This is a genomic window from Salinimicrobium soli, assembly GCF_048323655.1.
Classification (GTDB): domain Bacteria; phylum Bacteroidota; class Bacteroidia; order Flavobacteriales; family Flavobacteriaceae; genus Salinimicrobium; species Salinimicrobium soli.
This window is the reverse complement of the sequence record NZ_JBLUWW010000003.1, coordinates 722,605-747,974: the sequence shown is the minus strand read 5'-3', so window position 1 is coordinate 747,974 and position 25,370 is coordinate 722,605. Positions and strand designations below refer to the sequence as shown.

Annotated in this window: 27 protein-coding genes; 23 read left to right on the top strand and 4 right to left on the bottom strand. The window is 42.6% G+C overall.

All coding sequences use genetic code 11. The features are described 5' to 3' along the window. Positions 1–387 (bottom strand): cupin domain-containing protein, encoded by a 387-nt coding sequence (locus tag ACNORC_RS12815; protein WP_418336047.1) that lies wholly within the window; start codon positions 385–387, stop codon positions 1–3. Between the two features lie 201 nt (positions 388–588). After that, positions 589–1,761 (bottom strand): alpha/beta hydrolase, encoded by a 1,173-nt coding sequence (locus ACNORC_RS12810; RefSeq protein WP_418336046.1) that lies wholly within the window; start codon positions 1,759–1,761, stop codon positions 589–591. Positions 1,762–1,993: 232 nt separating this feature from the next. On the opposite strand from ACNORC_RS12810, the gene ACNORC_RS12805 reads away from it, so the two are divergent. From ACNORC_RS12805 to ACNORC_RS12715, 19 genes are all read left to right on the top strand, one after another. Next, positions 1,994–3,181, top strand: coding sequence for a DUF6624 domain-containing protein (locus tag ACNORC_RS12805; protein ID WP_418336045.1), 1,188 nt, complete (start codon positions 1,994–1,996; stop codon positions 3,179–3,181). Between the two features lie 42 nt (positions 3,182–3,223). Continuing rightward, complete coding sequence (locus ACNORC_RS12800) at positions 3,224–3,400, top strand: hypothetical protein (protein WP_418336044.1); 177 nt, start codon at positions 3,224–3,226, stop codon at positions 3,398–3,400. Between the two features lie 6 nt (positions 3,401–3,406). Next, positions 3,407–3,931 carry a GNAT family N-acetyltransferase gene (locus ACNORC_RS12795; protein WP_418336043.1) on the top strand — a complete coding sequence of 175 codons (525 nt, stop codon included), beginning with the start codon at positions 3,407–3,409 and terminating at the stop codon, positions 3,929–3,931. A gap of 67 nt (positions 3,932–3,998) precedes the next feature. Then, positions 3,999–4,343, top strand: coding sequence for a TIGR04104 family putative zinc finger protein (locus ACNORC_RS12790; RefSeq protein ID WP_418336042.1), 345 nt, complete (start codon positions 3,999–4,001; stop codon positions 4,341–4,343). A 21-nt stretch (positions 4,344–4,364) separates the two neighbouring features. Continuing rightward, positions 4,365–4,868, top strand: a complete 504-nt coding sequence (locus tag ACNORC_RS12785) for a hypothetical protein (RefSeq protein ID WP_418336041.1) — start codon at positions 4,365–4,367, stop codon at positions 4,866–4,868. Next, positions 4,868–5,041: a GNAT family N-acetyltransferase gene (locus tag ACNORC_RS12780; protein ID WP_418336040.1), complete on the top strand. Its 174-nt coding sequence runs from the start codon at positions 4,868–4,870 to the stop codon at positions 5,039–5,041. The genes ACNORC_RS12785 and ACNORC_RS12780 overlap by 1 nt, the downstream gene beginning before the upstream one ends. Positions 5,042–5,127: 86 nt before the next feature. Beyond that, on the top strand, positions 5,128–5,286 hold the full coding sequence (locus ACNORC_RS12775; protein WP_386779939.1) for a hypothetical protein: 159 nt from the start codon (positions 5,128–5,130) through the stop codon (positions 5,284–5,286). A 45-nt stretch (positions 5,287–5,331) separates the two neighbouring features. Beyond that, positions 5,332–5,808, top strand: a complete 477-nt coding sequence (locus tag ACNORC_RS12770; RefSeq protein WP_418336039.1) for a hypothetical protein — start codon at positions 5,332–5,334, stop codon at positions 5,806–5,808. Positions 5,809–5,883: 75 nt separating this feature from the next. Continuing rightward, complete coding sequence (locus ACNORC_RS12765; protein ID WP_418336038.1) at positions 5,884–6,366, top strand: CD225/dispanin family protein; 483 nt, start codon at positions 5,884–5,886, stop codon at positions 6,364–6,366. Continuing rightward, complete coding sequence (locus ACNORC_RS12760) at positions 6,356–6,745, top strand: DUF2752 domain-containing protein (RefSeq protein ID WP_418336037.1); 390 nt, start codon at positions 6,356–6,358, stop codon at positions 6,743–6,745. The genes ACNORC_RS12765 and ACNORC_RS12760 overlap by 11 nt, the downstream gene beginning before the upstream one ends. Before the next feature lie 2 nt (positions 6,746–6,747). Continuing rightward, a complete protein-coding gene (locus ACNORC_RS12755; protein WP_418336036.1) occupies positions 6,748–7,551 on the top strand; it encodes an alpha/beta hydrolase in 804 nt (267 codons plus the stop codon). 9 nt (positions 7,552–7,560) lie between these two features. Further along, positions 7,561–8,199, top strand: a complete 639-nt coding sequence (locus ACNORC_RS12750; protein ID WP_418336035.1) for a cation efflux transmembrane domain-containing protein — start codon at positions 7,561–7,563, stop codon at positions 8,197–8,199. A gap of 2 nt (positions 8,200–8,201) precedes the next feature. After that, a complete protein-coding gene (locus ACNORC_RS12745; protein ID WP_418336034.1) occupies positions 8,202–9,131 on the top strand; it encodes an alpha/beta hydrolase in 930 nt (309 codons plus the stop codon). A gap of 54 nt (positions 9,132–9,185) precedes the next feature. Beyond that, complete coding sequence (locus tag ACNORC_RS12740) at positions 9,186–11,018, top strand: ABC transporter ATP-binding protein (protein WP_418336033.1); 1,833 nt, start codon at positions 9,186–9,188, stop codon at positions 11,016–11,018. A gap of 74 nt (positions 11,019–11,092) precedes the next feature. Further along, a complete protein-coding gene (locus tag ACNORC_RS12735; RefSeq protein ID WP_418336032.1) occupies positions 11,093–11,461 on the top strand; it encodes a hypothetical protein in 369 nt (122 codons plus the stop codon). A 96-nt stretch (positions 11,462–11,557) separates the two neighbouring features. Continuing rightward, the gene (locus ACNORC_RS12730) at positions 11,558–12,025 is read left to right on the top strand and encodes a hypothetical protein (protein WP_418336031.1); all 468 of its coding nucleotides are present in this window, start codon (positions 11,558–11,560) and stop codon (positions 12,023–12,025) included. Between the two features lie 22 nt (positions 12,026–12,047). Next, entirely contained in the window at positions 12,048–12,599 is a 552-nt protein-coding gene (locus ACNORC_RS12725; RefSeq protein WP_418336030.1) for a 2'-5' RNA ligase family protein, read from the top strand. A gap of 91 nt (positions 12,600–12,690) precedes the next feature. Further along, positions 12,691–12,912, top strand: coding sequence for a YgaP family membrane protein (locus ACNORC_RS12720; RefSeq protein WP_418336029.1), 222 nt, complete (start codon positions 12,691–12,693; stop codon positions 12,910–12,912). A 132-nt stretch (positions 12,913–13,044) separates the two neighbouring features. Then, positions 13,045–15,027: a monovalent cation:proton antiporter family protein gene (locus ACNORC_RS12715; RefSeq protein WP_418336028.1), complete on the top strand. Its 1,983-nt coding sequence runs from the start codon at positions 13,045–13,047 to the stop codon at positions 15,025–15,027. A 49-nt stretch (positions 15,028–15,076) separates the two neighbouring features. On the opposite strand, the gene ACNORC_RS12710 is transcribed toward ACNORC_RS12715, so the two are convergent. Continuing rightward, positions 15,077–17,101, bottom strand: coding sequence for a S9 family peptidase (locus ACNORC_RS12710; protein ID WP_418336027.1), 2,025 nt, complete (start codon positions 17,099–17,101; stop codon positions 15,077–15,079). A gap of 125 nt (positions 17,102–17,226) precedes the next feature. Continuing rightward, the gene (locus ACNORC_RS12705; RefSeq protein ID WP_418336026.1) at positions 17,227–19,254 is read right to left on the bottom strand and encodes a multicopper oxidase domain-containing protein; all 2,028 of its coding nucleotides are present in this window, start codon (positions 19,252–19,254) and stop codon (positions 17,227–17,229) included. Between the two features lie 332 nt (positions 19,255–19,586). Between ACNORC_RS12705 and ACNORC_RS12700 the strand changes: the two genes are divergently transcribed. The 4 genes from ACNORC_RS12700 to ACNORC_RS12685 all read left to right on the top strand — a co-directional run bounded on the left by ACNORC_RS12700 (position 19,587) and on the right by ACNORC_RS12685 (position 25,304). Next, the gene (locus ACNORC_RS12700) at positions 19,587–21,272 is read left to right on the top strand and encodes a formate--tetrahydrofolate ligase (protein ID WP_418336025.1); all 1,686 of its coding nucleotides are present in this window, start codon (positions 19,587–19,589) and stop codon (positions 21,270–21,272) included. Between the two features lie 671 nt (positions 21,273–21,943). After that, positions 21,944–23,401 (top strand): RimK family ATP-grasp domain-containing protein, encoded by a 1,458-nt coding sequence (locus ACNORC_RS12695; RefSeq protein ID WP_418336024.1) that lies wholly within the window; start codon positions 21,944–21,946, stop codon positions 23,399–23,401. Then, a complete protein-coding gene (locus ACNORC_RS12690; RefSeq protein WP_418336023.1) occupies positions 23,398–24,615 on the top strand; it encodes a carboxylate-amine ligase in 1,218 nt (405 codons plus the stop codon). Before ACNORC_RS12695 ends, ACNORC_RS12690 begins: the two co-directional genes overlap by 4 nt. Then, the gene (locus ACNORC_RS12685; protein ID WP_418336022.1) at positions 24,612–25,304 is read left to right on the top strand and encodes an N-formylglutamate amidohydrolase; all 693 of its coding nucleotides are present in this window, start codon (positions 24,612–24,614) and stop codon (positions 25,302–25,304) included. The genes ACNORC_RS12690 and ACNORC_RS12685 overlap by 4 nt, the downstream gene beginning before the upstream one ends. The last annotated feature ends 66 nt before the right edge of the window (positions 25,305–25,370 follow it).

Here is a 25,370-nt window from a genome sequence, read left to right as displayed (position 1 = left end):
TCAATTCTTAACCTTTTCTTTCATGTGTTCGATCACGTTAGTATGTTCTTTTTGTGGGCTGAACATAATGATCTCGGCATCTTCTAGCACCTTTACATTATGTCCCGGAGGCCAGTAAAAAAGATCTGAAGCCTTTACCTCTTCTTCTTTTCCGTCAGCATCTGTAGTAACTATGTTTCCACTCAAAACATAACCCCAGTACGGACACTGGCATTGATCTCCTTCCAGCCCTATGAACAGCGGGGTAGTATCTACTCCTGCTGACAGGCTAAAGTATTCGGCACCAATTTTTCCAAATCCGGTAGCATCACCAAAGTCGGTTCTTTGCCGAAGAATTGCTCCGGGAATTTGCATCTTCACGTCCACTTCATTCTTTGAAATTTTCATAGCATTTTGATTTTAGTTACCGGGGGAATATCAGGCTTAATGGAGGGAAATATTCAGTAGCCTTACCTATTAAAGATAAACAATAAAATGCGGTTGCAGTTATTAAAATAAAATAGTTTAAAAATGCCACTTTTGAGGACCTTCAAAAATGGCATTTTTTAGTAACCTTAAAATTCACAATCAACTCTAACTAAAGTCTTTTCAATTGAAGTGGTTTGAACAAAATTCTAGAGCAATAGCTAATCTTTCAAACAGGTGGGTGTGATGTCCACCCTCATAAGTTTCATAAGTGTAATCAATCCCATAGATATCAAGTTTAGCGGTCACCGGTACATGAGCCAAATGAGTGAAAAGCTCATCAGTTGTTCCCACGTCCAGATATAATCCGTCCAGTGAATATAGAGCATCAAGGTGAGAATCTATTAAGTGAAAGACATCATTTTGATGCCATAGTTCTACAACATCGGGAATTGGGTAAATATGACCATCAGCATGGAATTCAATCGGCAGATCTACATAGAAAGGAGGATTGTCAAGATTGGGTGACCAGGCAGCACTCATAGCGTATCCTGCTGTGGTTAGAAATTTATTGGGATCAGGCCCCATAAAGCCTTCCGGATTTTCCTGTTCAAGCAGGTCAAGAAAAACTGGGGAAAAAAGTGCGTCTATAAATAATAATCCACTGTGACTGGCTATAGTTCCGAAGGTTTCAGGATACAACATTCCGAATTTTACGGCAGCATAGCCGCCCTGAGAATGCCCAATTACGGCTCTACCTGAAGGATCTGGAATGGTATTGTAATGGCTGTCCATATAATTCACAAGATCATTCACAATAAAATCCTCAAAATCACCATTGAGTATAGAATTGGAATATAAACTGAAACCAAAAAGCGAAGCCCCTGCATTTGGCATAACAAGGATCATAGGATCTATAGTGCCTTCTGCAATTAGATTATCCATCCATTGCCTAAATCCTTCTTCAGGAAAATCAGGATATCCCTGCCAAAAACCAAGTGAGATAAAAGGATCCCACAGATCCCGATCAACAAACGCCTTTTCAGAAAAAGGAAATCCGTGTAACAGATAAACCACCGGGTATTGTTCAGAACCATTTTCCATGTAGCCCGGTGGAGTATAGACCTGTAATTTCCTGGTAAAACGGTTGTCCATTAAATTGCCTTTTAGAGCCTCACTGTTTAAAACTTTGTTCTGTAACTGGCCTTTGTTGGCATTTTCACTCTTCTCAACTTTCATGAAATTGAGTTCTGCTGACTGTTCATTGGTAAAATCCCCATCAATGGAATCTTTCTCACATGCAGTAAGAAATAACAACGTCAAAACAGCGATCCAAAATGATTTGAATGTTTTCATGTTACTTTATTTTAGTTAATAAATCTGTGCAATGAACTTAATACGGTAAGACTCGATGGCTTATTTAAAATACAGACTAATCTCCTGCTGTACAATGAGATATGTCATATATGAAGGACCGAAAGTTGAAGAAGCAAGTATTATGAACAGAAGCCCTCTGCTTCATAGCTCAGGAAGAGACTCAGGGAATTTTTATAATTTCGGTCTCGATACATTTTTAAACAGGAAACAAATGCATAAACCTTTGAGTCTGCTGATACTATTAATTGTCTTCAGCAGTTTCCAAATTGCGAAAGCCCAACAGGAAAAGTCTTCAGAAAGGTTAATCTACAATGCTGAACTGGCAGCCGAACTTTCAAAAATGGCTGAAATTGATCAGATCGCTGCAAACAAACCAAAGGGGGAATACGCAAAACTGAGTGAGGAAGAATTTGAGGCTTTTCAGGACAGTGTTTACAGAACCCACGAAAAGCGTTTACGGAAGATCATTGAGCAATATGGTTTTCCCGGTTATGACCGGGTAGGAAAGGAGGGATCTGCAGACTTCTGGCGAATGGTACAGCACTCAGATCATGATCCTGCTTTTCAGAAGCTTGTACTAGACAAGATGCTTCCTGAAGTTAAGAATAATAATGCCGAAGCTGAAAAATATGGATACCTGGTAGACCGGGTGAATTTGAATACGGGCAAGCCTCAATTGTATGGAACCCAGTTGGCTTACAGAAGTAATACGGGACAGCCTTATCCACGGAACCTTTCCGACAGCTCAAATGTCAACAAAAGGAGAATGGAGTTGGGAATGGAACCTTTAGAAGATTACCTGAATAAGATTTCAAAGTTTCATTATCAAATGAACCGGCAGCGATACATGCAACAGGGGATCACCGGACCCACTTTATACCCGCAAGGGGCTTTTTCGGGCGCTTCTACTGAAGACAATCATGGTACTTTTATTACCCAAAGTTTAAATGATACCCTTGCAAAGAGGATCAGAAATTATCTCACTTCAGAATACCTTACGGCTAATGATCTGGAAATAATTACACAGGAGCAGCGAAAATTTCAGCTATTCCAGATCGATCTGAATAATGACGGGGAGAAGGAGGTATTTGTGAATTTTATTACTCCTTATTTCTGCGGAAGCGGGGGATGTACCATATTACTTTTGAGCAAAAATCTTGAGCTTCTCACAAAATTTACGGTCATGAAAACTCCTCTCTATGTTGAAAAAGCCATGAAGAATGGCTGGAGGATACTCCTCATTAGATCGCAAGGGGAACTGAAGGAGTTGTTTTATGAAAACGGAAGTTATACAACCAATCCCTCTGTAGTTAATAAGGCAGCTTACGATGCTCCAGGCGAAGGTGCTACCATTCTTTTTAATGAAAATTTCACTGGCGCAAAAACCTACAGTTTCTAAAAATTTTAACGATCTTTATGAGACTAATCAATTGCTACTCTTATGACAGATAAAAAAGAAGACAAAAGCACCTGGGCTATAGGTGGCGGACTTTTAGCCGGGGTGGGTGCAGGTTTCTTTTTCCTTCCGGGATCGCCACTGGCTTTTGTAGGCTCTATTATTCTTGGCTTGGGCCTCGGCCTGATTATCACCTCCCTGCTTTCCCGAAGAGGAAATTGATGTTTTATGATTACTTCTACTATTTACGAGACCGAGCGATTGCTGCTCAGGCCCAGCACTGAAGAGGATGCCGATATGATCCTTGAACTCTTCAACAGTCCTAAATGGAAAAGATATGTGGGAGAGCGCAAGGTGAATACGCTTGAAGATGCGGCAAAATATATTCGGGAGCGAATGATGCCTCAGTTGCATCGATTGGGATTCAGCAATAATACGGTAATAAGAAAGTCAGACGGCGCAAAGCTTGGCTGCTGCGGACTCTATGACCGTGAAGGCCTGGATGGTGTAGACATCGGCTATGGATTTCTTCCGCAATACGAAGGTCATGGCTATGCTTTTGAAGCTGCCTGCCGGGTAAAACAATTGGGTATTGAAGATTTCGGAATAAAAGAAATTCTGGGTATTACCGCCCAGGAAAATTTGGCCTCCCAAAAAATACTCTTAAAGCTGGGTTTACGGGAGGAAGGGCTAATAAGCCTTCCTGGAGAAACTAAAAAATTGTTGTTGTACAGGTGGAAGCTTTCCGGATAAGACCATTTTTACATAAATTTTTCTTAATTTGTCCTTCAATGTGATTGTGATCGATCAAAAATTGATAATGATGAACCACAGAACCTGTCCCCACTGCAACTACAAATTCACTTTCTGGCAGTACCTTAAGAACCCTTTTTTCAAAGGGGTCTACGCGCAATGGAAATGTGTGAACTGCAATACTTGTCTAAGTATCGACATGAAAAGAAGATGGTTGGTTTCTTTCGTGGGAATAGTACCTACAGTATATGCACCCCAACTTGCCGGCCTTTTTGAGTCGGTAGGATTCTCTTCAGGAATTTCCTGGGCTACTGCCATTACAATGGTCCTTGCATGGACCTTGATGGTATTCAGTTTCGATAGGTTTGAACTTCCCGAATTTCAAAACCAGGGTTCTTCCACCTCCCGGTAAACAGTCATTCCGCCTTGAAGTATGAAAAATACTTTTTTAGTATTTCTGCTGCTGCTTTGCTTTTCCCCGGCTTCGGGATTTGCACAAACCGATTGTTCCTGTTGTGAGGAATCCTATCGCCAGTTCGATTTCTGGATAGGCGAGTGGACGGTCTACAATTCTGAAGGTAAAAAAGTGGGCGAAAATACCATTTTACGAAAGGAGGAAGGTTGCCTTCTTACTGAAGATTGGAAAGGAGCAGGAGGTAGTACAGGCAGTAGTATCAACTATTTTGACAAAGGAGATTCCTCCTGGCACCAGGTATGGGTCGACAACCAGGGCAATGTGCTGAATTTAAAAGGAAAGCTGGAGAACGGTAAAATGGTCATGCGAAGTAGGTTAAAAGAAACCGAAGACGGAAACAAGATCTACGACCAGGTCAGCTGGACTCCCATGAAAGATGGCAGTGTACAGCAGCTCTGGGAAGTGTACGACGAGCAGGAAAATCTTCAGAAAACCCTCTTTTTGGGTATCTATAGAAAATAATGGATCCCAATTACCTATTCCGTTCTGAGCGGCTTGGTTTCAGAAATTGGACAGCTGATGATGTGCCGAAGATGACAGCAATAAGTGCAAATCCCGAGGTAATGCAATTCTTTCCGGCGCCCGCCACTCCCCAACAAACCCAGGATTTTGTAATTTCAGGCATCCCAAATTAAAGGAGCATCCGCGGCTGGAACCTTGCGTTTGCTATTCTGCAGTGCCTGCAGAATAATTTTTTGTAACTTTTTTCAAATCTTTTGCTATGAGAACCTACCATCCTTTTAGAAGAGCCATTCTTTTGATGCTGTTTTTCGTCCTGCTTACTTCCTGTCGCCTTGGAAAAATAATGAGCGAGGCAGATCCCGATACTAAAACTGAAGTGGAAACAGAAAAGGACAGTTTAGATTTAGATAAAGGCTGATCCTCAAGTACAAAAATTCCTACCTTCGTAGTTAAATTTTTCTTCATGGAATATCTTACCCTGGCAAGGACCATTCATGTGCTTGCAGTTGTTCTCTGGATAGGTGGAGTCGCTATGGTTACCACCGTTATTATCCCGGCCGTAAAGAAATTAAAATCAAAGGAAGAACAAATAGATACTTTTGAACGCCTGGAGGGGAGGTTTTCCATTCAGGCAAAGATCACTACTCTTTTAACCGCAATTACCGGGTTTTACATGATGTATGTTTTGAACGCCTGGAATCGGCTACTTGATCCGGCCTTCTGGTGGATTCATGCCATGATCCTCATTTGGCTGTTGTTTACGGTGGTGTTGTTCATTCTGGAGCCCTTTCTATTGCATAAGATCTTTCGCAGGTACGCGTACAATGATCCTGAAAAGGCTTTTCGCATCATGCACCGGGCTCACTGGATCCTGTTAAGTTTAAGCCTTATTACCATTTTTGGAGCAGTAGCAGGAAGTCACGGTTGGTATCTCTTCTGAAAATGGGGACTTTGGTGGTAAAAGTGCCGCGAGAGTGGTATATTTATTACCTGAAAATTCTCAACCAACCACATAATGAAAGAATACTTCTTTTCTGACGGCCTTTCCAAACACGGACCTTTTACGCTGGAGGAATTAAAAGAACGCAAACTTAGCCGGAACACCATGGTATGGAAGCATCCCATGGAAAAATGGATTCCGGCCGAAGAGCTGCCTGAACTTCAGGATTATTTTTCAACCCAACCTCCTGAAATGGGAGGAGCGGGGAGACCTGAAAGACCGGTGGTTCAACGAAATTATGAACCGGAAGCAACACGGCCGCGCACCTGGCTGGTAGAATCTATTCTGGTAACAATATTCTGCTGCCTCCCTTTTGGGATCGCAGGAATTGTCAACGCAGCACGGGTAGAATCCCGCTTTAACTGTGGAGATGTTGCGGGAGCCAGAAGAAGTTCGGAGGAGGCCGGAAAATGGACCAAAATAGGATTCTGGATAGGCGTTGCATCAATAGTTCTCTATTTCATCTTTTTGGCTTTCGTAATTGCAATTGACCACTAAAAATATTATCCAATATAGCGGCGCCGGAATACTCTTATTGGGACTGGCCGCAGTCTACTGGACCTTTGATCCTGCAGGCTCGGGATTTTTTCCGCCCTGTCCTTTTCATTCCCTCACCGGACTTTTATGTCCCGGCTGCGGCTCCCAAAGAGCGGTGCATCATTTGCTCCATCTCGAATTAATGCCGGCCTGGAACCAAAATCCGTTGTTGGTTGTTTCTATTCCGTATATCCTGATCGGGTTTGGATTTGACCACATTTGGACTCCCGCAGGAAAAATGCTCAAATGGCGCGAACGTCTTTATGGCAAGAAGGCTATTATGGTGGTACTTGCCATAGTACTGCTGTTCTGGCTCTTGAGAAACCTTATAACCTTTTAAAAATGAAATTTCTAAGCCCCCTTTTCCTTCTGCTAGTTACTTTACCCGTATTGGCTCAAAGTACGGCTTCAAAAAATGTGCAAACCTTTCAAATAGGGGCCCCGCAGTTGGATACGATCCGGAAAATTTGGGTGTATCTTCCGGAAGGCTATAACAGTTCGCAGAAGCGCTATCCCGTACTGTATATGCATGATGCGCAAAATCTTTTCGATGCTGCAACTTCGTATGTAGGAGAGTGGAAAGTGGATGAATACCTGGATTCCCTTGCCATCAGGGAAGTTATCGTTGTGGGAATAGAACACGGGAATGAAAAAAGGATCGCAGAACTTACTCCTTTTCCACATGAAAAATACGGTGGCGGCGAAGCAGATAAATACCTGGATTTCCTGCGAAATACCTTAAAACCTCATATAGATGTGGCCTACAGGACCCTTTCCGGAAAGGAAAATACAGGGATCATGGGATCCTCTCTGGGTGGATTGGTCTCATTCTATGCGATATTGAAATATCCTGAAACCTTCGGGCAGGCCGGAGTGTTCTCTCCATCCTTCTGGTTTAGCCGAAAGATCTATGACTACGCCAGAGAAGCTGAGATAGGACCGGAAACCAGGTTCTACTTTCTTGCGGGAACCAAAGAAGGGGAAGAAACAGTTCCAGATTTACAGGAAATGGCAGAACTTCTCAAAGAAAAAGGTGTTCCTGAGACTAATCTCAGTGTACATGTAATTGAAGGAGGAGAACACAATGAAGCATTTTGGAGCAGGGAATTTCCTGCAGCTTTTGAGTGGTTATACCCAAAACAATAAATTGAAGTCATGACAACCTTCACCCAAACAGATAGGAAATATTACAACCTGGCCCTTGGGCTGGCCATTCTCACGATTGTCTACAATGTTCTGGAGGGGTTGGTGTCTATGTATTTTGGCTACGAAGATGAAAGTCTTGCCCTTTTTGGATTTGGTGCAGACAGTTTTATAGAAGTGATCTCCGGCCTCGGCATTGCGCATATGGTCATTAGGATCAAACAAAATCCGCATAGCAGTCGCGACCCTTTTGAAAAAACAGCCCTTCGGATCACCGGAGTAGCCTTTTATCTCTTAACCGCCGGATTGATCATTTCCAGCATCTACAACATCTGGACAGACCATCAACCGGAAACTACTTTTTGGGGTGTGGTGATCTCAGCTATTTCCATTCTCACTATGGGCCTATTGGTTTGGGCAAAGCGGAAAGCCGGCAGAAAACTGGCCTCTGAACCTATTCTTGCCGATGCGAACTGCACGCTCGTGTGCCTGTATATGTCAGTGGTGCTGCTCATAAGCAGTGGTGTTTACGAACTCTCTGGTATTGGCTTTATTGACAGTCTTGGTGGATTGGGATTAGCCTGGTTCTCCTTTAGCGAAGGCAAAGAGTGTTTTGAAAAGATCAAAAGTGATAAATATTGTTCCTGTTAAAAATGAGAAAATTATCAGTACTGCTGCTAGGCCTGCTGGTTTTAACCTCCTGTAAATGGAAAGAAAATGACCAGCAATCCCAGGCTGTAAAAGTTTCAGCCGGCTCTATTGACCATATAGAGAATTTTAACTCCGATTTTATCTCTCCCAGAAATATTGAGGTTTGGCTTCCGGAAGATTATGATCATGGAAAAAAATACGCCAGTCTCTATATGATGGATGGGCAAATGCTGTTTGACAGTACTACCACCTGGAACCGGCAGGAATGGGGTGTGGATGAAACAATGCATCAGCTGGTGTCAAAAGAAGAGATTAAAAAGACTATTGTAATAGCGATCGGGAATGCAGGAGCAAGTCGGCACGCAGAATATTTTCCGCAGAAACCTTTCGAGGCCCTTCCGCAGCAATTGCAGGATTCCCTTTTAGACCTGAAAGGAGACAACAGATTGTTTGCTGAAAAAGTATATTCCGATGACTTTCTGAAGTTCCTCGTAAAGGAGTTGATCCCTTTTATAGAGAAGAATTATTTCGTTAAGCAGAACGACAGGTATATTGCCGGTTCCAGTATGGGCGGTCTTATTTCCTGGTATGCGGTGTGCGAATATCCTGAGGTCTTTGATGGTGCAGCATGTCTCTCCACCCACTGGCCCGGTAATTTTGATACTGAGAATAATCCCATACCCGAAGCTTTTCTCGCTTACCTGGATTCTAATTTACCTCCTCCCGGCCACCATAAGTTCTATTTTGACTATGGTACCGAAACCCTTGATGCCATGTATGAACCCTACCAGAAAAAGGTAGATTCTTTAATGCAGGCTCATGGTTACACTGGAGCGAACTGGAAGACCGAAAAATTCGAGGGTGCAGACCACTCCGAGAATTCCTGGAAAAAACGTTTGAAGATCCCGCTGCGTTTTCTGCTAAAGGAATAAAGGGTTTTCACCTGCTTTTCTGCTGAAGATTTCTCCTTAACTTGCAGAAAAAAGTTGCCAAGGCCCAAACAATCTATAGCACCCAAAAAGGTCAATTTCAGGGAAAGTTTTGCCGCCCTAAAATTTGTTCCCAGATTCTTTAGAGAGATAAGGAAAGTCAACCCATTGCTTTTCTATACCAATCTCTTTTGCAGGATCCTCAACGCAATACTTCCGGTGCTCATGCTTTGGGTTGGAAAGTTGCTCATAGACGAGGTGGTAGTACAGATAGCTGCTGAAGTCAAATTTATGGACAGGCTATGGCTGCTGGTTGGTGCCGAATTTATCCTGGCCGTAACTTCAGATCTGCTGAGCAGGGCTATCAGCTTAACCGACGGACTCTTAGGCGACCAGTATTCCATAGAAACTTCTGTAAAGATCATTAGGAAGACTTCCGAAGTAGAACTGGGGGAACTGGAAGATTCTGAATTCTATGACAAATTGGAGCGGGCAAGGCAGCAAACCACCGGCCGCGTGGGTCTTATGTCCAACATTTTGACCCAGGGCGAAGATCTGATCGTGATAGGGTCTTTGTTGATTGGGATCGTGGCCTTTGAACCATGGCTCATCCTTCTGTTAATTGTCTCCATTATTCCCACACTTATTAATGAGATAAAATTTAGTGGCACCAGTTATTCTCTTGCCCGAAGCTGGACGCAGGAACGAAGAGAACTGGACTACCTGCGCTATGCCGGTGCCAGTGATGTGACCGCAAAAGAAGTGAAGCTTTTTGGCCTTTCTGAATACCTTGCAAACCGGTTTAAAGGTCTTTCTGATAAGTACTACCTTCAAAGCAAAAGCCTGGCAAAGCAAAGAGCGGGCTGGGGATCCTTTTTCAATGTTATTGGAACTACCGCTTATTACGGAGCTTATGTTTTGATCATCTTCAGGACAGTAGCGGGAATTTTTTCCCTGGGTGATCTTACCTTCCTTTCCGGTTCCTTCAACCGGCTCCGTCAGAAGTTACAGGGCTTTTTTACTCGATTTACTGCCATTACAGAAAGTGCGCTTTATCTTCAGGATTACTTCGAATTTTTGGATCGCACCTATCATAAGACAAATACGGAGGGAAATTTACCCCTTCCTAAGAAGATACAGACCGGTTTTACATTCCGAAATGTGGGTTTTAAGTATCCGAAGTCTGAAAAATGGGTAGTACGGCATATAAATTTCGAACTAAAGGCAGGAGAGAAGCTGGCCTTTGTAGGGGAAAATGGCGCAGGAAAAACCACCCTTATCAAGCTGCTTTTGCAGTTCTACGCACCTACAGAAGGCGAGATCCTGCTCGACGGAATTCCCATTAAACAATACGATCAGGTTGCTTATCAGCAGTTCTTTGGGGTTATCTTCCAGGACTTTGTAAAGTTTGAACTCACGCTGCGAGAGAATATTGCAATGGGTGAGATCTCAGAGATCAGCAACCAGCCAAGAATCGAAAGTGCAGCCCAAAAAAGTCTCGCAGACCAGGTGATAACCGAACTTCCTTTGGGATACGAACAGCAGCTGGGGAAACGCTTCAAACAGGGAAAAGACCTTTCCGGGGGGCAATGGCAAAAAATTGCTATCGCACGCGCTTATATGAAAGATGCGGAAGTCCTGATACTTGATGAACCTACATCAGCCCTTGATGCCAGAGCTGAAACCGAGGCTTTTGACCGGTTCATTAAACTAACCGAAGGCAAGACTGCGGTTATAATTTCCCATCGGTTTAGTACAGTGAGAATTGCGGACCGAATAATGGTGCTGAAGGATGGCGCGGTGCTTGAAATTGGAACTCATGAAGAGCTGATGCAAAATAAAAAGCTATATGCCGAGCTCTTTAATTTACAGGCTGCAGGCTATAAATAACAGTTCCACACGGCCTGTCCTGTGTTTTTAACAAAATTTTTTGTATTTTAAAGGCATAATCAATTCCTGAATCAATGAGCAGGGGTAAAGTCGGGGCCTTCTTTTTCGGACTGTTTGCAGGCGGAATTTCCACCTGGTTCCAACCGTACAACGAGATTGAGATCTTTGGAATTGATTATCGTATAGTCATGGCTATGGCAGCATTGATCCTCGCTTTTCTGTACAAGTTGTGGTTTGATGCGGGAACGGTAAACACCGGACTCTTCCTAAGCTATGGGATCATTACCGCGCTTTTTCTTCGAATAATTGCTGATGTAATTGTGGACCCTACAGATCATAACCTCTGGCCCCTGGAAATAGCAATTTTTGTGGTCATTGCCTTTCCTTCTGCACTTATTGGTGCTTACCTGGGGGAACTTGTTCAATGGGTAAGAAAAAAATAGTACAGGCTTACTCTATTGATCTTTAAGTGTTAAAAATTGTAACAATAATTTTTTTGGCCGTCAAATATTTAAACCTGAATCTACTTTTGAAAATAGATGACAATTGAAGAGGCTATTAGAAAGCTTGAAAATTCGGTAAATTCCGGGGGCACCAAGGCTGAGCAGCAGCTAAAAAGGCGCTTCAGCAATATTCTGAATGAGCTAAAACACAAAGACCTTGATCTTTCTCAGCAGAAGTGCCTGGAGGAGGAACTAGACCTCCTGTTTTCTGAAAAAGCTATTCTCTCCGGAAACAAAAAGGAATTGAAGGCTTCTTTAAATCATTTTTTGAAAGTGCTTAGAAAGGAATGTTCTCTGGTTCCTGAAGGTTATTGTGCGAGCAACGGAATGATCTTCGGGATGCTCTCCGGGACTCTCGTATTGTCCTTCTCTATATTGTATACAGATTCCCCTCTAAAATATTATGCTCCCCTGGCAGGCATGATCATAGGTATGATCTTTGGTTCCCTGTGCGATTATAGAAGAAAGAAAAAGGGAAGGACCTTACTAACCAAAATGTATTGATCCTGGGAAAGAGGATCAAAAAATGACATTTTTGAAGACTCTTTATTTCATAGCGATCATTCCTGATCCTATTCTCTGCGGAAGGATAAGGCAGCTCAAAGAAGAGCTGAGAGATACGTATGGAGTAAGCCATGCTTTAAAACTTCCGGCTCATGTCACTCTCCAGATCCCGTTTCACATGAATCCGATGAAAGAATTAAAATTGGAAGGACTGCTTTCCTCTTTTTCAGAACGTCATAAAGCCTTTCCGGTAAAGATCAACGGATTTGGTGCTTTCAAGCCTCGTGTCATCTACTTAAAAGTAGAAGATCATGCTCCATTTATTGAATTACATAAAGACCTGCAGCCAATGTTGGCAGAAGAACTGGAACTGCTGGAAAGGGAAGTAACGTCAAAGATACATCCGCATTTTACAGTAGCTACCAGAGATCTTAAAAATGCTATTTTTAAAGAGGCCTGGCCACAATTGGAAGCCCGTGAATTCAAAGCTGAATTTACAGCTCAAAAGATATCCCTGCTGAAGCATAATGGAAAGACCTGGGACATTCTTAAAGAATTTCCTTTAAAGCAATAATTTTCCAGGTTGCTGAAAATATGATCGGGGTCACTGTTAATGACCCAAAAAGAAGCTAAGTTTGAATTATTGACCAAATAACCTTTTTATCATGAAAAAGAACATGGGCACCGTTGATACGATCTTACGCGCTTTTATAGCTCTTATGATCGTGTTCCTGTTTCTGGCAAAAGTTATCACCGGTACACTTGCCATAGTACTGCTCATTCTGGCAGGAATCTTCCTTCTCACCAGTATGGTGAATTTTTGCCCGCTATATACTCTCTTCGGATTTAATACCCGTAAGAGTAAAGTGCGCAAAGGAAGAAGATAATTTTACTTCAAAAAGGACTAATGACAGCTGCCGCAAGGCTCGCTGAAAAGGTATTTTTTGACCTGTGATAAACAGAAAAATCTGCGGGAAAAGCCTTATTTTTAAGTGACCTAACAGCCAAACAAACCGTTTATGGATTTTCCTTTACTCAGGGACATAGTTATTCTTCTTGGGTTTTCGGTAGTAGTTGTATTTTTTCTACAACGAATTCGTCTGCCCTCCATCCTGGGCTTCCTTCTCACGGGGATCATCATAGGACCTTTTGGATATAGTCTTATAGAAAATCATGAGCAGGTAGAGATGCTGTCGGAGATCGGCGTGATCCTGCTGCTCTTTGTAATTGGACTTGAACTAACGGTAAATCAGCTTTCTTCGATCAAACGCACCGTCCTGTACGGTGGTTTTTTACAGGTAGGCCTGACGGTTGCTGTAACTGCTGGAATTTATCTACTGTTGGGCTTCAGTTGGCAAATTGCAGTTTTTGGTGGTTTTCTTTTTTCACTTTCCAGTACTGCTATTGTTCTAAAGATCCTTCAGGACCGCAATGAGATCTCGGCACCTCATGGGCGTACTGCCTTAGGTTTATTGATCTTTCAGGACATCATCGTGGTACCAATGATGCTGGTAACTCCTATTCTTGCCGGAAATTCTACCGATATCATGCAAGAGATCATCCTCTTGTTTGTCAAATCTGCATTGATCATCCTTTTCACCTATGTGAGCGCGAAATACCTGGTGCCAAAAGCCATGTATCTTATTGCCAGGACTAAAAGTAAAGAACTGTTCTTGCTGGCTACCATTACCTTATGTTTCGCAGTTGCTTTTTTGACTGCAGCGGCAGGACTTTCCCTCGCCTTCGGTGCCTTTCTTGCCGGTCTCATCATTTCAGAATCTGAATACAGCCACCAGGCTACAAGTACCATCTTGCCTTTTAGGGAGTTGTTCATCAGCTTCTTCTTTATATCTATAGGTATGTTCCTTGACCTCAATTTTTTCATGAAGAACATAGGACTGGTCTCTTCCCTGGTGCTGATCGTTTTTATCGTGAAAGGTTCAATAGTGGGATTGACAGCGGCATTTTTAAAATATTCCTTACGAACCGCGGTGCTTACAGGGCTCGCTCTTTTTCAGGTTGGGGAATTCTCTTTCATCCTTTCCCGTGTGGGGCTGGAAAACGGGCTCCTTACTTTTGAAATGAACCAGTATTTTCTTTCAGTTTCCATTATCACCATGCTGTTGACCCCTTTGGTTATCATATTTTCTGAAAGGATCACAGCTGCAGTTATACATTCAGGATTAAAACGACCCTGGCACAAGTTGATCTCTTCTCCTAAAATTTCAGCAACGGTGCAGAAGAAGGATCTGGAAAATCATTTGCTCATCATAGGCTATGGTATTAATGGTACAAATTTAGCCCGGGCAGCGAAATATGCCAGCATTCCATATTTAATCCTGGAATTGAATGCCGAGATCGTTAGGAAAGAAAGAGCCAAGGGAGAACCTATTTTTTATGGGGACGCGGTACATGAACATATTCTCGAATCGGTAAGGATCAAAAAGGCTAGGGTAGTGGTAGTGGCTATTTCCGATCCCAGGGCCACAAAAACTATAGTTTCTAACATTCGTCACCTTTCCCCTTCAGTCTATCTGGTGGTACGAACCCGGTATGTAAAAGAAATTGAGACACTGCTGGCATTGGGTGCCGATGAAGTAATTCCGGAAGAATTTGAGACTTCTGTTGAAATATTTACACGGGTGCTCACCAACTACCTGGTTCCTATTGATGAACTAGAGAACCTGGTGAATACTATACGAGCTGATAATTACCAGATGTTCCAGTCCCGAAAACAATTACCGCATACTCTGAGTACCACCAAAATCCCTGATTTTAAGATCACATGTGTTAGAGTTATGGCCGATTCCGGAGAAGTAACCGGTAAATCGATCGAAGAGATCGATGTACGAAAAAAGTTCGGGGTCAATGTATTGGCTGTTTCCAGAAAAGACCAGATGATCAACACCGTTACTCCTGACCTGAAGCTACTTAAGAACGACCTCGTTTTTATCAGTGGAGACCAGGAACATATTGACAGTTTTTTCAAAGCAGTCAATTAAAAAGCCGGACGTTTTTTACATCCGGCTGTACCTCCAAAAATGAGCTTTTCTACTTATATTTCTCGAACCACGCCAGGATGTGGGCTACTTTGGTGATCAAATTGCTTGGTCGTGCGGCAATCCCATGGGAAGCTTCAGGAATTTCAACCAGTACTGTTTCCACCTTCCGCAGTTTTAAGGCATGGTATAATTGCTTGGCCTCACTTGGTGGCGTACGCAGATCATCCATTCCAACCATTACCATAGTCGGCGTTTCAACATTTCCTACCAGCGATAAAGGTGAAAACTTCCAGTAACCTTCGAAATTCTCCCAGGGCTGGCCGGGATAACGCGAGTCAGCATATCCATAGTAATTATCAGCCACCAGGGTCTTACTTATCCAGTTCACAACCGGTTTTATCACTGCGGCAGCTCTAAACCTGTTATTCTTTCCAATGATCCAGGCAGTCATTATTCCGCCGGCACTTCCTCCTGTCACATATAAATGCTCAGCATCTGCCTTCCCGTTTGCGATAAGATGATCCACACCGTCCATGACATCATTGTAATCTTCGCCGGGATAATTGTTGAACAGGAGATTCCCGAATTCTTCACCGTAACTGGTACTTCCTCTGGGATTAGGAAAGAAAACAATGTATCCGTCTGCAGCAAACAATTGTATCTCGGCAGAAAAATGAGGTCCGTAGTTTAATATAGGGCCGCCATGATTTTCCACCAGCAAAGGATATTTTTTGGCAGGATCATAATCCGGAGGATAAACTACCCAACCCTGAATATCTCTATCATCTACAGAGGACTTATACCTCACCTCTTCAGTCGTTCCCAGATTACGGTAGGCGAGGAGATCTTCATTTACTGAGGTAATTACCTTCGGCTCCTTTTTCCGGTTTTCCATTACAGCAACATCAGCGGGGCGGTCAGGTTTTGAAAAAGTAAATGCGACAGTGCCTTTGTCAGATACACTGTAGCTACCACTGGCATAAGGGCGACCAAGACTGGTGCCACCTACTTTATCTGTAAGGTCACGCACATTTCCCTTTAGGTCCATATAAGCGATCTTGGTGTCTCCAAGATCATTGTACATAAAGAAGAGTCCCTTACTGTCTTTAGCCCATTCAATATCACTTATACTTCGATCCAGCCCTTCAGAAATTGTTCTTTTGTTAGTGCCATCTAGATCCATTAACTGAAGTTTCTCCACCTGGTAAGCCTGCACCTTGTCTTCGTAACCCAGGTAGGCGATGTGTTTTCCATCGGGAGAGACCTTCGGAGAATGGTCAGGTCCGCTGCGTTCTGTTAGCGCCCGGATCTCCAATGTATTTAGATCAACAGAATAGACTTCGGAATTACGAAATTCATATTCCCAATTTTCATTTCGGTTTGAGGAGAAATAGATCTTTTGGCCATTTGGAGCCCAGGAAAGGCTTCCGGAGTGATCAAAGTCTCCGCTGGTCAATTGTCGGGGTGTTCCACCTTCTGCCGGAATTGTAAAAATATGTGTGAAGCCGGGTTCGATATATCCTGAACCGTCGGATTCATGTTTTAATCGGTCAGTAATTCTGGGAGTTTGAGCCCATTTTGCATCCTTGGGTTTGGAAGGCATTTTAGCGATCACGGGAGCTTCAGAATTGATCTTCAGTGTAAAGGCGATCTTTTTTCCGTCTGGAGACCAGGTGAGGGAAGAAGGGCTGTTTTCAAGCTGGGTAAGCCGCGCAATAGCGCCTGTTTCCATCCAGTAAAGATATATCTCGCTACCTTCATCTGTCGTGCTTACAAATGCAAGACGGTCTCCGGAAGGAGACCAGCTGGGTGAGGATTCATTCACCTCACGTGCAGTAAGTTTATGATGATTGGATCCATCAGCATTGATCACCCAAAGTGCCTTTTTGGAGCGGTCTTTTAGAATGTCAAAACCCGTTCTTTCGTATACGATGGTTTTTCCGGAAGGGGAGATCTGCGGATTGTTCGCATATTCCAGTTCAAATACATCAAGAGGTTTAAAATTCTGTTTTTCCTGGCCAAAACCAGTTAGAAAAACAAACAAACATAATGTTGGCAGTAAGATTCTTTTCATAAATATTGTTTTCAAAGAGCTAAAGATAACATTTTGAAGAAAACCTTCTTTTCTGTTAGCCGGAAAGAATTAAGCTACCGGGATCACCCGGCAGCTTTTAGTAAACTGGTTGGTTAGAAAATATACTATTGGGCCACGATCACCTGTTCAAAAGACCGGTTGTCACTGGTGGTTAGTTTACAGATAAAAGAACCCGATGGCAGATTCTGACGATCAAAAGTTACCACGTATTTTTCATTGGCCATCACAACCCCCGAAAAAGCAGTAACAACTTCTTTGCCCATAAGATCATATACCTTTATAGTAACATCAAGATCTGTAGCAAAGCTGAAACTTAATTGGGTAGTTTGAAGGAATGGGTTAGGAGCCACCGTTAGACCTTCAGTAGCGGTCAAAGTGAGACCAGCGTCTACCATAGCAGTTTGAACTGTGGAGGCTAATTCTGAATATTCCAAAGGAATTTCGCCCACATAAAGCGGCCGCATCATATCATAATCCTCATGAGAAAGTATATGACAGTGCCACACATACATGCCTTCCCTGTCAAATAAAGCTTTTACTCTGGCTACCTCTCCGGGATAGACAATAAAAGTATCTTTCAAACCTGCATTTTCGGGAGCCGGTGGCATTGTACCTCCCTGTAGTTCGATTACCGGTTGATCAACACCAAAAACAGAATTCTTAACATTGAACTTTTGAGTATTGATTACCTGAAAATGTACCAGGTGCAAGTGAATAGGGTGGGCATCGGCAGTGGTATTATAAATTTCCCATTCCTCTACTGCATCCAATTCAGGGTTTTCTGTAATTTTATCCATAAATCCCAGAGGACCTTCCTTGGCTGTACCTAACTGAGGTTTGAGCCTTCCATATTCATCAGTGCCTTCAAAAAGAACCAACTGGCGTGTTTTACTCGCATTTAACACTGGTAAAGGTTTATTTCTCAGGTCCATGGGTATGGTTGTAACAGGCATTGTTGTAGAAGCTTTCACATCGAAGCGCATTATTTGTCCACTTGTTTGAGGATTGGCTGTAGCTCCAAAGGGATAAGGAGAACGAGCAGTATTCTTCATTATAAGCTTTTTGCCTTCCATTCCAGAAAAATCTACGATCACGTCCAATCTTTCTCCCGGGCCTATAATGAGCTTATTCAACTCAACAGGATTAGGAAGGAATCCACCGTCAGAACCTATTTGTTTGAAAGTTACCCCGGGTAGATTTAGTTCATAAAACCTGGAATCGGAACCATTAAGTAATCTTAACCTGTATTTGGTAGGCTCCACTTCAACGTAAGGCCACACCTTACCATTGACCAGGATAAATTCCCCAAAGAATTCAGGAAGTACAGTATAAGCTGAAGGAAGAGGAGCAGTTGGAGGGGTTTCAAGTAAGGCAGGACTAGAAGGATAAAAAAGTTGCCCATTTGCGTCAAAAGAGCGATCCTGGATCACCAGAGGGATCTCATAATTTCCTTTTGGTAAATTGAGATCTAATTCGTGTTGATTCCTTAAAAGGTAAAAACCGGCAAGACCTGCATATACATTTAGCCGGGTAATTCCCATTGTATGGTCGTGGTACCACAAGGTTGTGGCCTCCTGATCATTTGCATAAGTATAGAGGTCCCGGGTCTTTTTTACAAACAGTTTTCCAGTTTCTTTAAATTTAGGAGTATACCAGGCCAGAGGGTTTCCATCGCTCGCTGCCTCAGTATGTCCACCGTGGAGGTGAGTAACTGTAGGTATACCACTAAGGTTTTGATAAGAACCCGCCCAGTGCAAGGTTGGATCAATATCAAACAAATGGTTCTGAAAGACATCTCCTGTAGGTAAGTTGTTCACCCATCTCACCTGTATAGGTGTTCCTTCTGTAGCTTCAATAGTAGGTCCGGGGTAAGATTTGTTGTACCCCCAGACAGTAGTCTTGACGGGTTTTTTATTGATCACCAAACCCAGATCCTGCTGGAATTGAGAAATGATAACTTCATACCTTCCAAATTTGTCAGGTGTTAATACTGCGGGTCGTGGGAGTTCCTTTTGGAATTTAGGTTGTGATAGCGGGTCGAGGAGGGCGGTCTGGGAATAGGTCACTTGCCAGACTAGTAATAAGCTAAGGATCAGGCAAAGCTTTTTGCTGAAGAGTAATAGTTTTTTCATGATAGGAATCATTTAAATTAGACAAAAGGGGAGAACTGAAAAGGGGAGGAATTCGTATTAATTTACTTCCAAATACTTTCTTGTAAACTGATAAAAATCAGTTAATTACAATTTCACTCCTTTAAAGGTAATTTGGATTAAGACTCATTATCAATAAGTTGAATTCCGGGAAGAGTGGGAGAAAACCGAAGTTTTGAAAAGCTTCTAAAGTTTTTTCCATTCCTGATAGAAGTCATACTTTAAGCTTGATTTTCTTCCTTTCTTTGAGGTGTAATAAAAGAAGGAACGAAAACGATTTCTTCAATTGTAAACGAAAGGAATTATCTGCAGTTATGAAAAACACCAAACCGCTGAGCGATATTGAAATTGCCCAGCAAGTGCAACTCCGAAGAATTTCTACCATCGCCGAAAAGATGGGGCTCGACCCGGAAGAAATTGAAATGTACGGGAACTACAAAGCCAAATTACCACTCTCTCTTATAGACAAGGATAAAGTAAAGAACGGGAACCTGATCCTGGTTTCAGCTATTTCCCCGACTCCTGCGGGAGAAGGTAAGACCACTGTTTCTATTGGTCTTTCTGAAGCCCTTAACCGTCTTGGAAAAAAGACAACCGTTGTTTTACGCGAACCTTCTCTGGGGCCTGTCTTCGGAATAAAAGGAGGAGCAACAGGAGGCGGATTCTCGCAGGTGCTTCCAATGGAAGATATAAACCTGCATTTTACAGGAGATTTTTCAGCCATTGAAAAGGCTCACAACCTGCTGGCCGCTCTTATTGATAATAACCTGCAAAGTAAGACCAACAACCTTGGCCTGGACGCACGAACCATTTCGCTAAAGCGTGTAATGGATGTCAATGACCGTGCGCTTAGAAATATCGTAATCGGTCTTGGAGGTACAGGTTCCGGTATCCCAAGGGAATCCGGATTTGACATTACTGCGGCTTCAGAGATCATGGCCATACTTTGCCTTTCTGAAGATCTTGACGACCTTAAAAGAAGACTGGGGAATATATTCGTAGGTTATACTTTCGACAAGCAGCCCGTTTATGCTCGGGATCTGAATGCCGAAGGAGCAATGACAGCACTATTGAAAGATGCTATTAAACCTAACCTTGTACAAACCATTGAAGGGAATCCTGCCATCATACACTTAGGACCATTTGCAAACATTGCCCAGGGAACTAACTCCGTGATCGCAACCCGCATGGGAATGAGCTTTTCTGATTATACCGTCACCGAAGCAGGCTTCGGATTTGACCTGGGAGCAGAGAAATTTTTCAACATAAAATGCCAAAGCGCCGGACTTTCACCGAAAGCCGTAGTCATTACTACTACTATTCGTGCTTTGAAGTACCACGGAGGTGCTGCCTTGAATACTTTAACTGTTCCTAATGTGGAAGCCTTAGTGAACGGTCTTCCTAACCTTGAGAAACATCTCGAGAATGCGAAGCTCTATGGGGTGACTCCGGTGATCGCAATCAATAAATTCCTTACCGACAGTGATGAGGAGATCGCTGTCATTAAAGAACTGGCCGGCAGGTTAGGTGTGAAAGTAGCGATGGCCGAAGGCTGGGCCAAAGGAGGTGAAGGTGCCTTAGAATTGGCTGAAAAAGTAATTGAAGTCGTAGAAAAATCTCAAAGCTCTTTTAAACCGCTGTATCGCTGGAGCTCAGACGTCGTTACTAAAATAGAGACCATCGCTAAGAATATATATGGGGCTGCAAATGTGGAATTCTCTCCTAAAGCAAAACGTGATCTAAAAACTATTTCTGATCTGGGTCTTGAAGGACTTCCGATTTGTATAGCAAAAACACAGAAAAGTCTTTCAGATGATCCAAAACTCCTGGGAAGACCAACAGGTTTCACCCTGAACGTGCGTGAAATAGAGATCGCAGCCGGGGCAGGATTCCTCATTCCTATTACCGGAGACATGATGCGGATGCCCGGATTACCGGCTCATCCGGCTTCAGAAAGAATTGATATTAGTGCAGAAGGAAATATTTCGGGGCTGATCTAAAGGGCAAGATTTATATCCTTCTAACATAGCGGGTCCATAAGGACCCGCTATTATTTTTGACAAAAAAATAAGCAGGAACCAATGGTTCCTGCTTAGCTGAGATCCAGAACCCTTATGTAACCATTTTTGAAGTCAAAGAATGAATCTTACTTCACAGTTAAACTGGTGTTCTTTTTCTCGAAATTTAAGACGATCAACTGCAATTTTTGCCCCCCAGAAAAAATTACACGACCCTCTAAAATCGAAAATTTACGGTAAGAGCCTCTTTCGAGTTTCTTAACCTTTAACATGATAAAAATAGATGTAATTCCTAAAACAAGCTTCACTCAAAAGGGTGATTAACAGAAATTTAAATGTTATTTAAGTTTCGTTGTTAAAGAAGCATTAAAAAGGTAAGCTCTGTAGACACGAACATTCACCACGGTTTCTTATATAAAACCTGCCTGTTACGCCACCATTGTTTGTATGTCTATGGACATCTGATAATTAATTGCATTAGCTTTAGGATGTTTAAATCAATGAACAATAGAGCTTTAATAATTTTTAAATTTAGAATATCTACTCCGCCTTTCTTCCTTTATTTCTGAAAAGGAAAATTAATGGACGTCAATTGATTTTTATCCCGTCAATCGTTTTTTACTATAACTTTGATTCGTATTTTAAATTTATTAATGAACAAGTACTTAGTAGTAAATAAACCTGAACACTGGAATATTTCCCTCGAAAATTTGAAAGTAATTTCTGCCAGGGAGTATCTCACCAATCCGCAGTTTGCAAAACATAAGAATGCGAGGATCTTCAATCTTTGCAAGGATTATTCTTATCAATCCAAAGGCTATTATGTTTCTCTCCTGGCAGAGGCCCGGGGCCATATGGCTATTCCAACGGTTAAAAATCTGGTGGACCTTAGAGAGCCTAAACTGGTAAAAATAGTATCTGACGAGTTTGATGATCTCATCCAAAAAAGCCTGAAGGCCATAAAATCTCCGGAATTCACGCTGAGCATTTATTTTGGACAGAATGTGGCTCAGAAGTATCGGGAACTTAGTGCGATGTTTCATCGACACTTTCAGATCCCTTTTCTTAGGGTGAAATTCCATTACACCAATAAGTGGAATATAAAGTCGATAAAAGCCCTTTCTGAAGCTGAAATTCCGGAGGAACATAAAGCGAGCATGCAGGAGTTTGCCGTGCAATACTTTGCTAAGAAGCGATATGACACTCCGCGCAACACCAATTATGAATACGACCTGGCCATCCTGGTACAACAGGATGATCCTGCACCACCAAGCAATTCGAAAGCCCTGAAGAAGTTCGCTGAAATTGCTGAAAAACTGGATTTTTATGTGGAGTTCGTTACTCCGCACGATCTTTCCCGCCTTTCTTCTTTTGATGCCCTCTTGATCAGGCAGAGTACAGAAGTGAATAATGAAGCTTACGCTTTTGCACGTAAAGCACAGCAGGAAGGTATAGCCATCGTTGATTATCCCGATGCCATCCTGAAGTGCTGTAACAAGGTCTTTATGGCTGAAGCTCTTGAAAATGCCGGGATTCCCACACCGAAGACTATTATTGTCCATAAGGGCAACCGCAATAAGGTGATCGAAAAAACGGGTTTACCGCTGGTCTTAAAATCGCCCGATTCCACTTTTTCCTTTGGAGTGAAAAAAGCGGCTACTGAAGAGGAATATGAAAAACTGGTAGCTTCCATGCTCAAGAATTCAGAATTGGTGATCGCTCAGGAATTCTCTCCTTCCGAATATGACTGGAGAATTGGCGTTTTAGACGATAAACCGCTGTATGCATGCCGCTATTACATGGCCAAAGGTCATTGGCAGATCTACAACTGGGAAGCTCCCAAAGTAGATGACAGGGACGGAAATGCCGATTGTTTGCCTATAGAACAGGTGCCAAAAAAAATATTGAACGCTGCTCTTAAATCTGCACGGCTCATGGGGAAAGGTTTGTACGGCGTGGATGTAAAAGAGGTCAACGGAAAGCCGCTCGTAATTGAGATCAATGATAATCCTAATATTGACCTGGGAGTGGAAGACGCGTATTATGGAGATAAGATCTATACCGAAATATTAATGGCTTTGAAAAACAGGCTGGAGAAAAAAGAAGAATGAGCTATCACCTTTTTGAAGTCTACGGAATAGAGTTGGAGTATATGATCGTTCGTTCGAACGACCTTAAAGTTGCTCCCATTGTGGATAAATTGCTTACGAAAAAGCACGGTTCTTTGACCTCAGATGTTGAGAACGGTGCTATTGAGTGGAGCAATGAACTGGTAGCTCATGTAGTGGAGCTAAAGACCAATGGTCCTACAGCGAATCTTGAAGAGCTCGATGAACTTTTTGCAGAAAACGTACGGGAAATGAACGAGCTGCTTACTGAATTTGGAGCAGAACTCTTACCTACGGCTGCTCATCCTTTGATGCATCCAGAGACTGAAATGCAGCTATGGAAGCACCATTACAGCAAGATCTATGCACTTTATAACCGGATCTTTGATTGCCGTGGGCATGGCTGGAGCAATGTTCAAAGTATGCACATCAATTTGCCCTTTTTCGATGATGAGGAATTTGAAAGATTGCATGCGGCTATAAGACTGTTACTCCCTATCATTCCGGCTCTAAGTGCCAGTTCTCCCATTTTTGAAGGGAAATTCACAGGTTTCAAGGATGCCCGAATGCAGGTCTATAAGACCAATCAAAAAGAGATCCCCGAGATGACCGGAAAGGTTATTCCGGAGCAATTCTTTAACCGGCAGGATTATTTTACGGGGATCTTCGAACCAATTAATAAAGCGATAAAATCGTTTGATACTGAGAACATTCTGGACCACCACTTTTTAAATTCCAGGGGAGCTATTGCTCGTTTTGACAGAAACGCAATTGAGATAAGGGTGATAGATATACAAGAATGTCCAAAAGCCGATCTTGCCATTGCTGTGCTTATCATTGAAGCTTTAAAATTGCTAACCACTCAGGAACTGGTATCTCTGGAGGACCAAAAAAGCTGGAACGAACACGAATTATTTGACATTTTTGATCGGGTGATCAGGCATGCTGAAGAAACTCCAATAGAGAATGCACGTTACCTGGCCATGTTTGATCTATTGGAAGGCACTGCGAAAGATATCTGGCTTAGGCTTTATGCTTTGGTGAAGCATAATATTTCTGAAAAGCAACAGGAGGATATTGAATTTCTGCTGAAGAACGGAAGTCTTTCCACACGGATTCTAAATGCGTTGGGAGAAGATCCTTCTGAAAATGCCATTTCTGAGACCTATCGTGAACTGGGAAAATGCCTGGCCGAAAATCGCTTTTTTAGATCATGATCCTTGTTCTTACTTGCGAACACGCAGGCAACCTGGTGCCTGAGAAATTTCAGGATCTTTTCAAGGGGAATGAAGACGAGCTTCAAACTCACCGCGGATTTGATCCCGGGGCTTTAGATCTTTTTAAGGTACTCAAACCTCATGCTGCTTTAAGTCATTTTCAGATGTTGAGCAGGCTTGTGATCGAAATGAACCGAAGCCTTCACAGTACCTCTTTATTTTCGGAATTTTCAAATCCCCTACCTGCAGAAACCAAACAGGAATTGTTGCGGGAGTATTATTATCCCTATCGGAATTCAGTAGAAGAGGCGATCGAGAATTACCTGGGAAAAGGGGAGGAGGTATTGCATTTATCGGTGCACACTTTTACTCCTCAATGGAAGGGAGAGCAGCGAAATGCTGATGTAGGGCTTTTATACGATCCAAAACGGAAAAAGGAGAAGGAATTTTGTAGTCGCTTCAAAAATGCCATTTTGGAAAGGGATCCTGATCTGAAGATCCGCTTCAACTTTCCCTATGCAGGGGTTGCCGATGGTTTTACGACCTTTCTCCGGAAGCGATTTTCTGAAAATTACCTCGGAATTGAACTGGAAGTAAACCAGAAATTCGTGGATAATAATCATATGGATTCAGGCTTAAAAATGACATTTTCAGAGAGTATTTCAGAATTACTTCAGAAAGGAAACTGAAACTAATACGGGTTCTTCCATATAAAAAAAGCGGAAGAGAACTTCCGCTTTTGAAATATTCAGCAA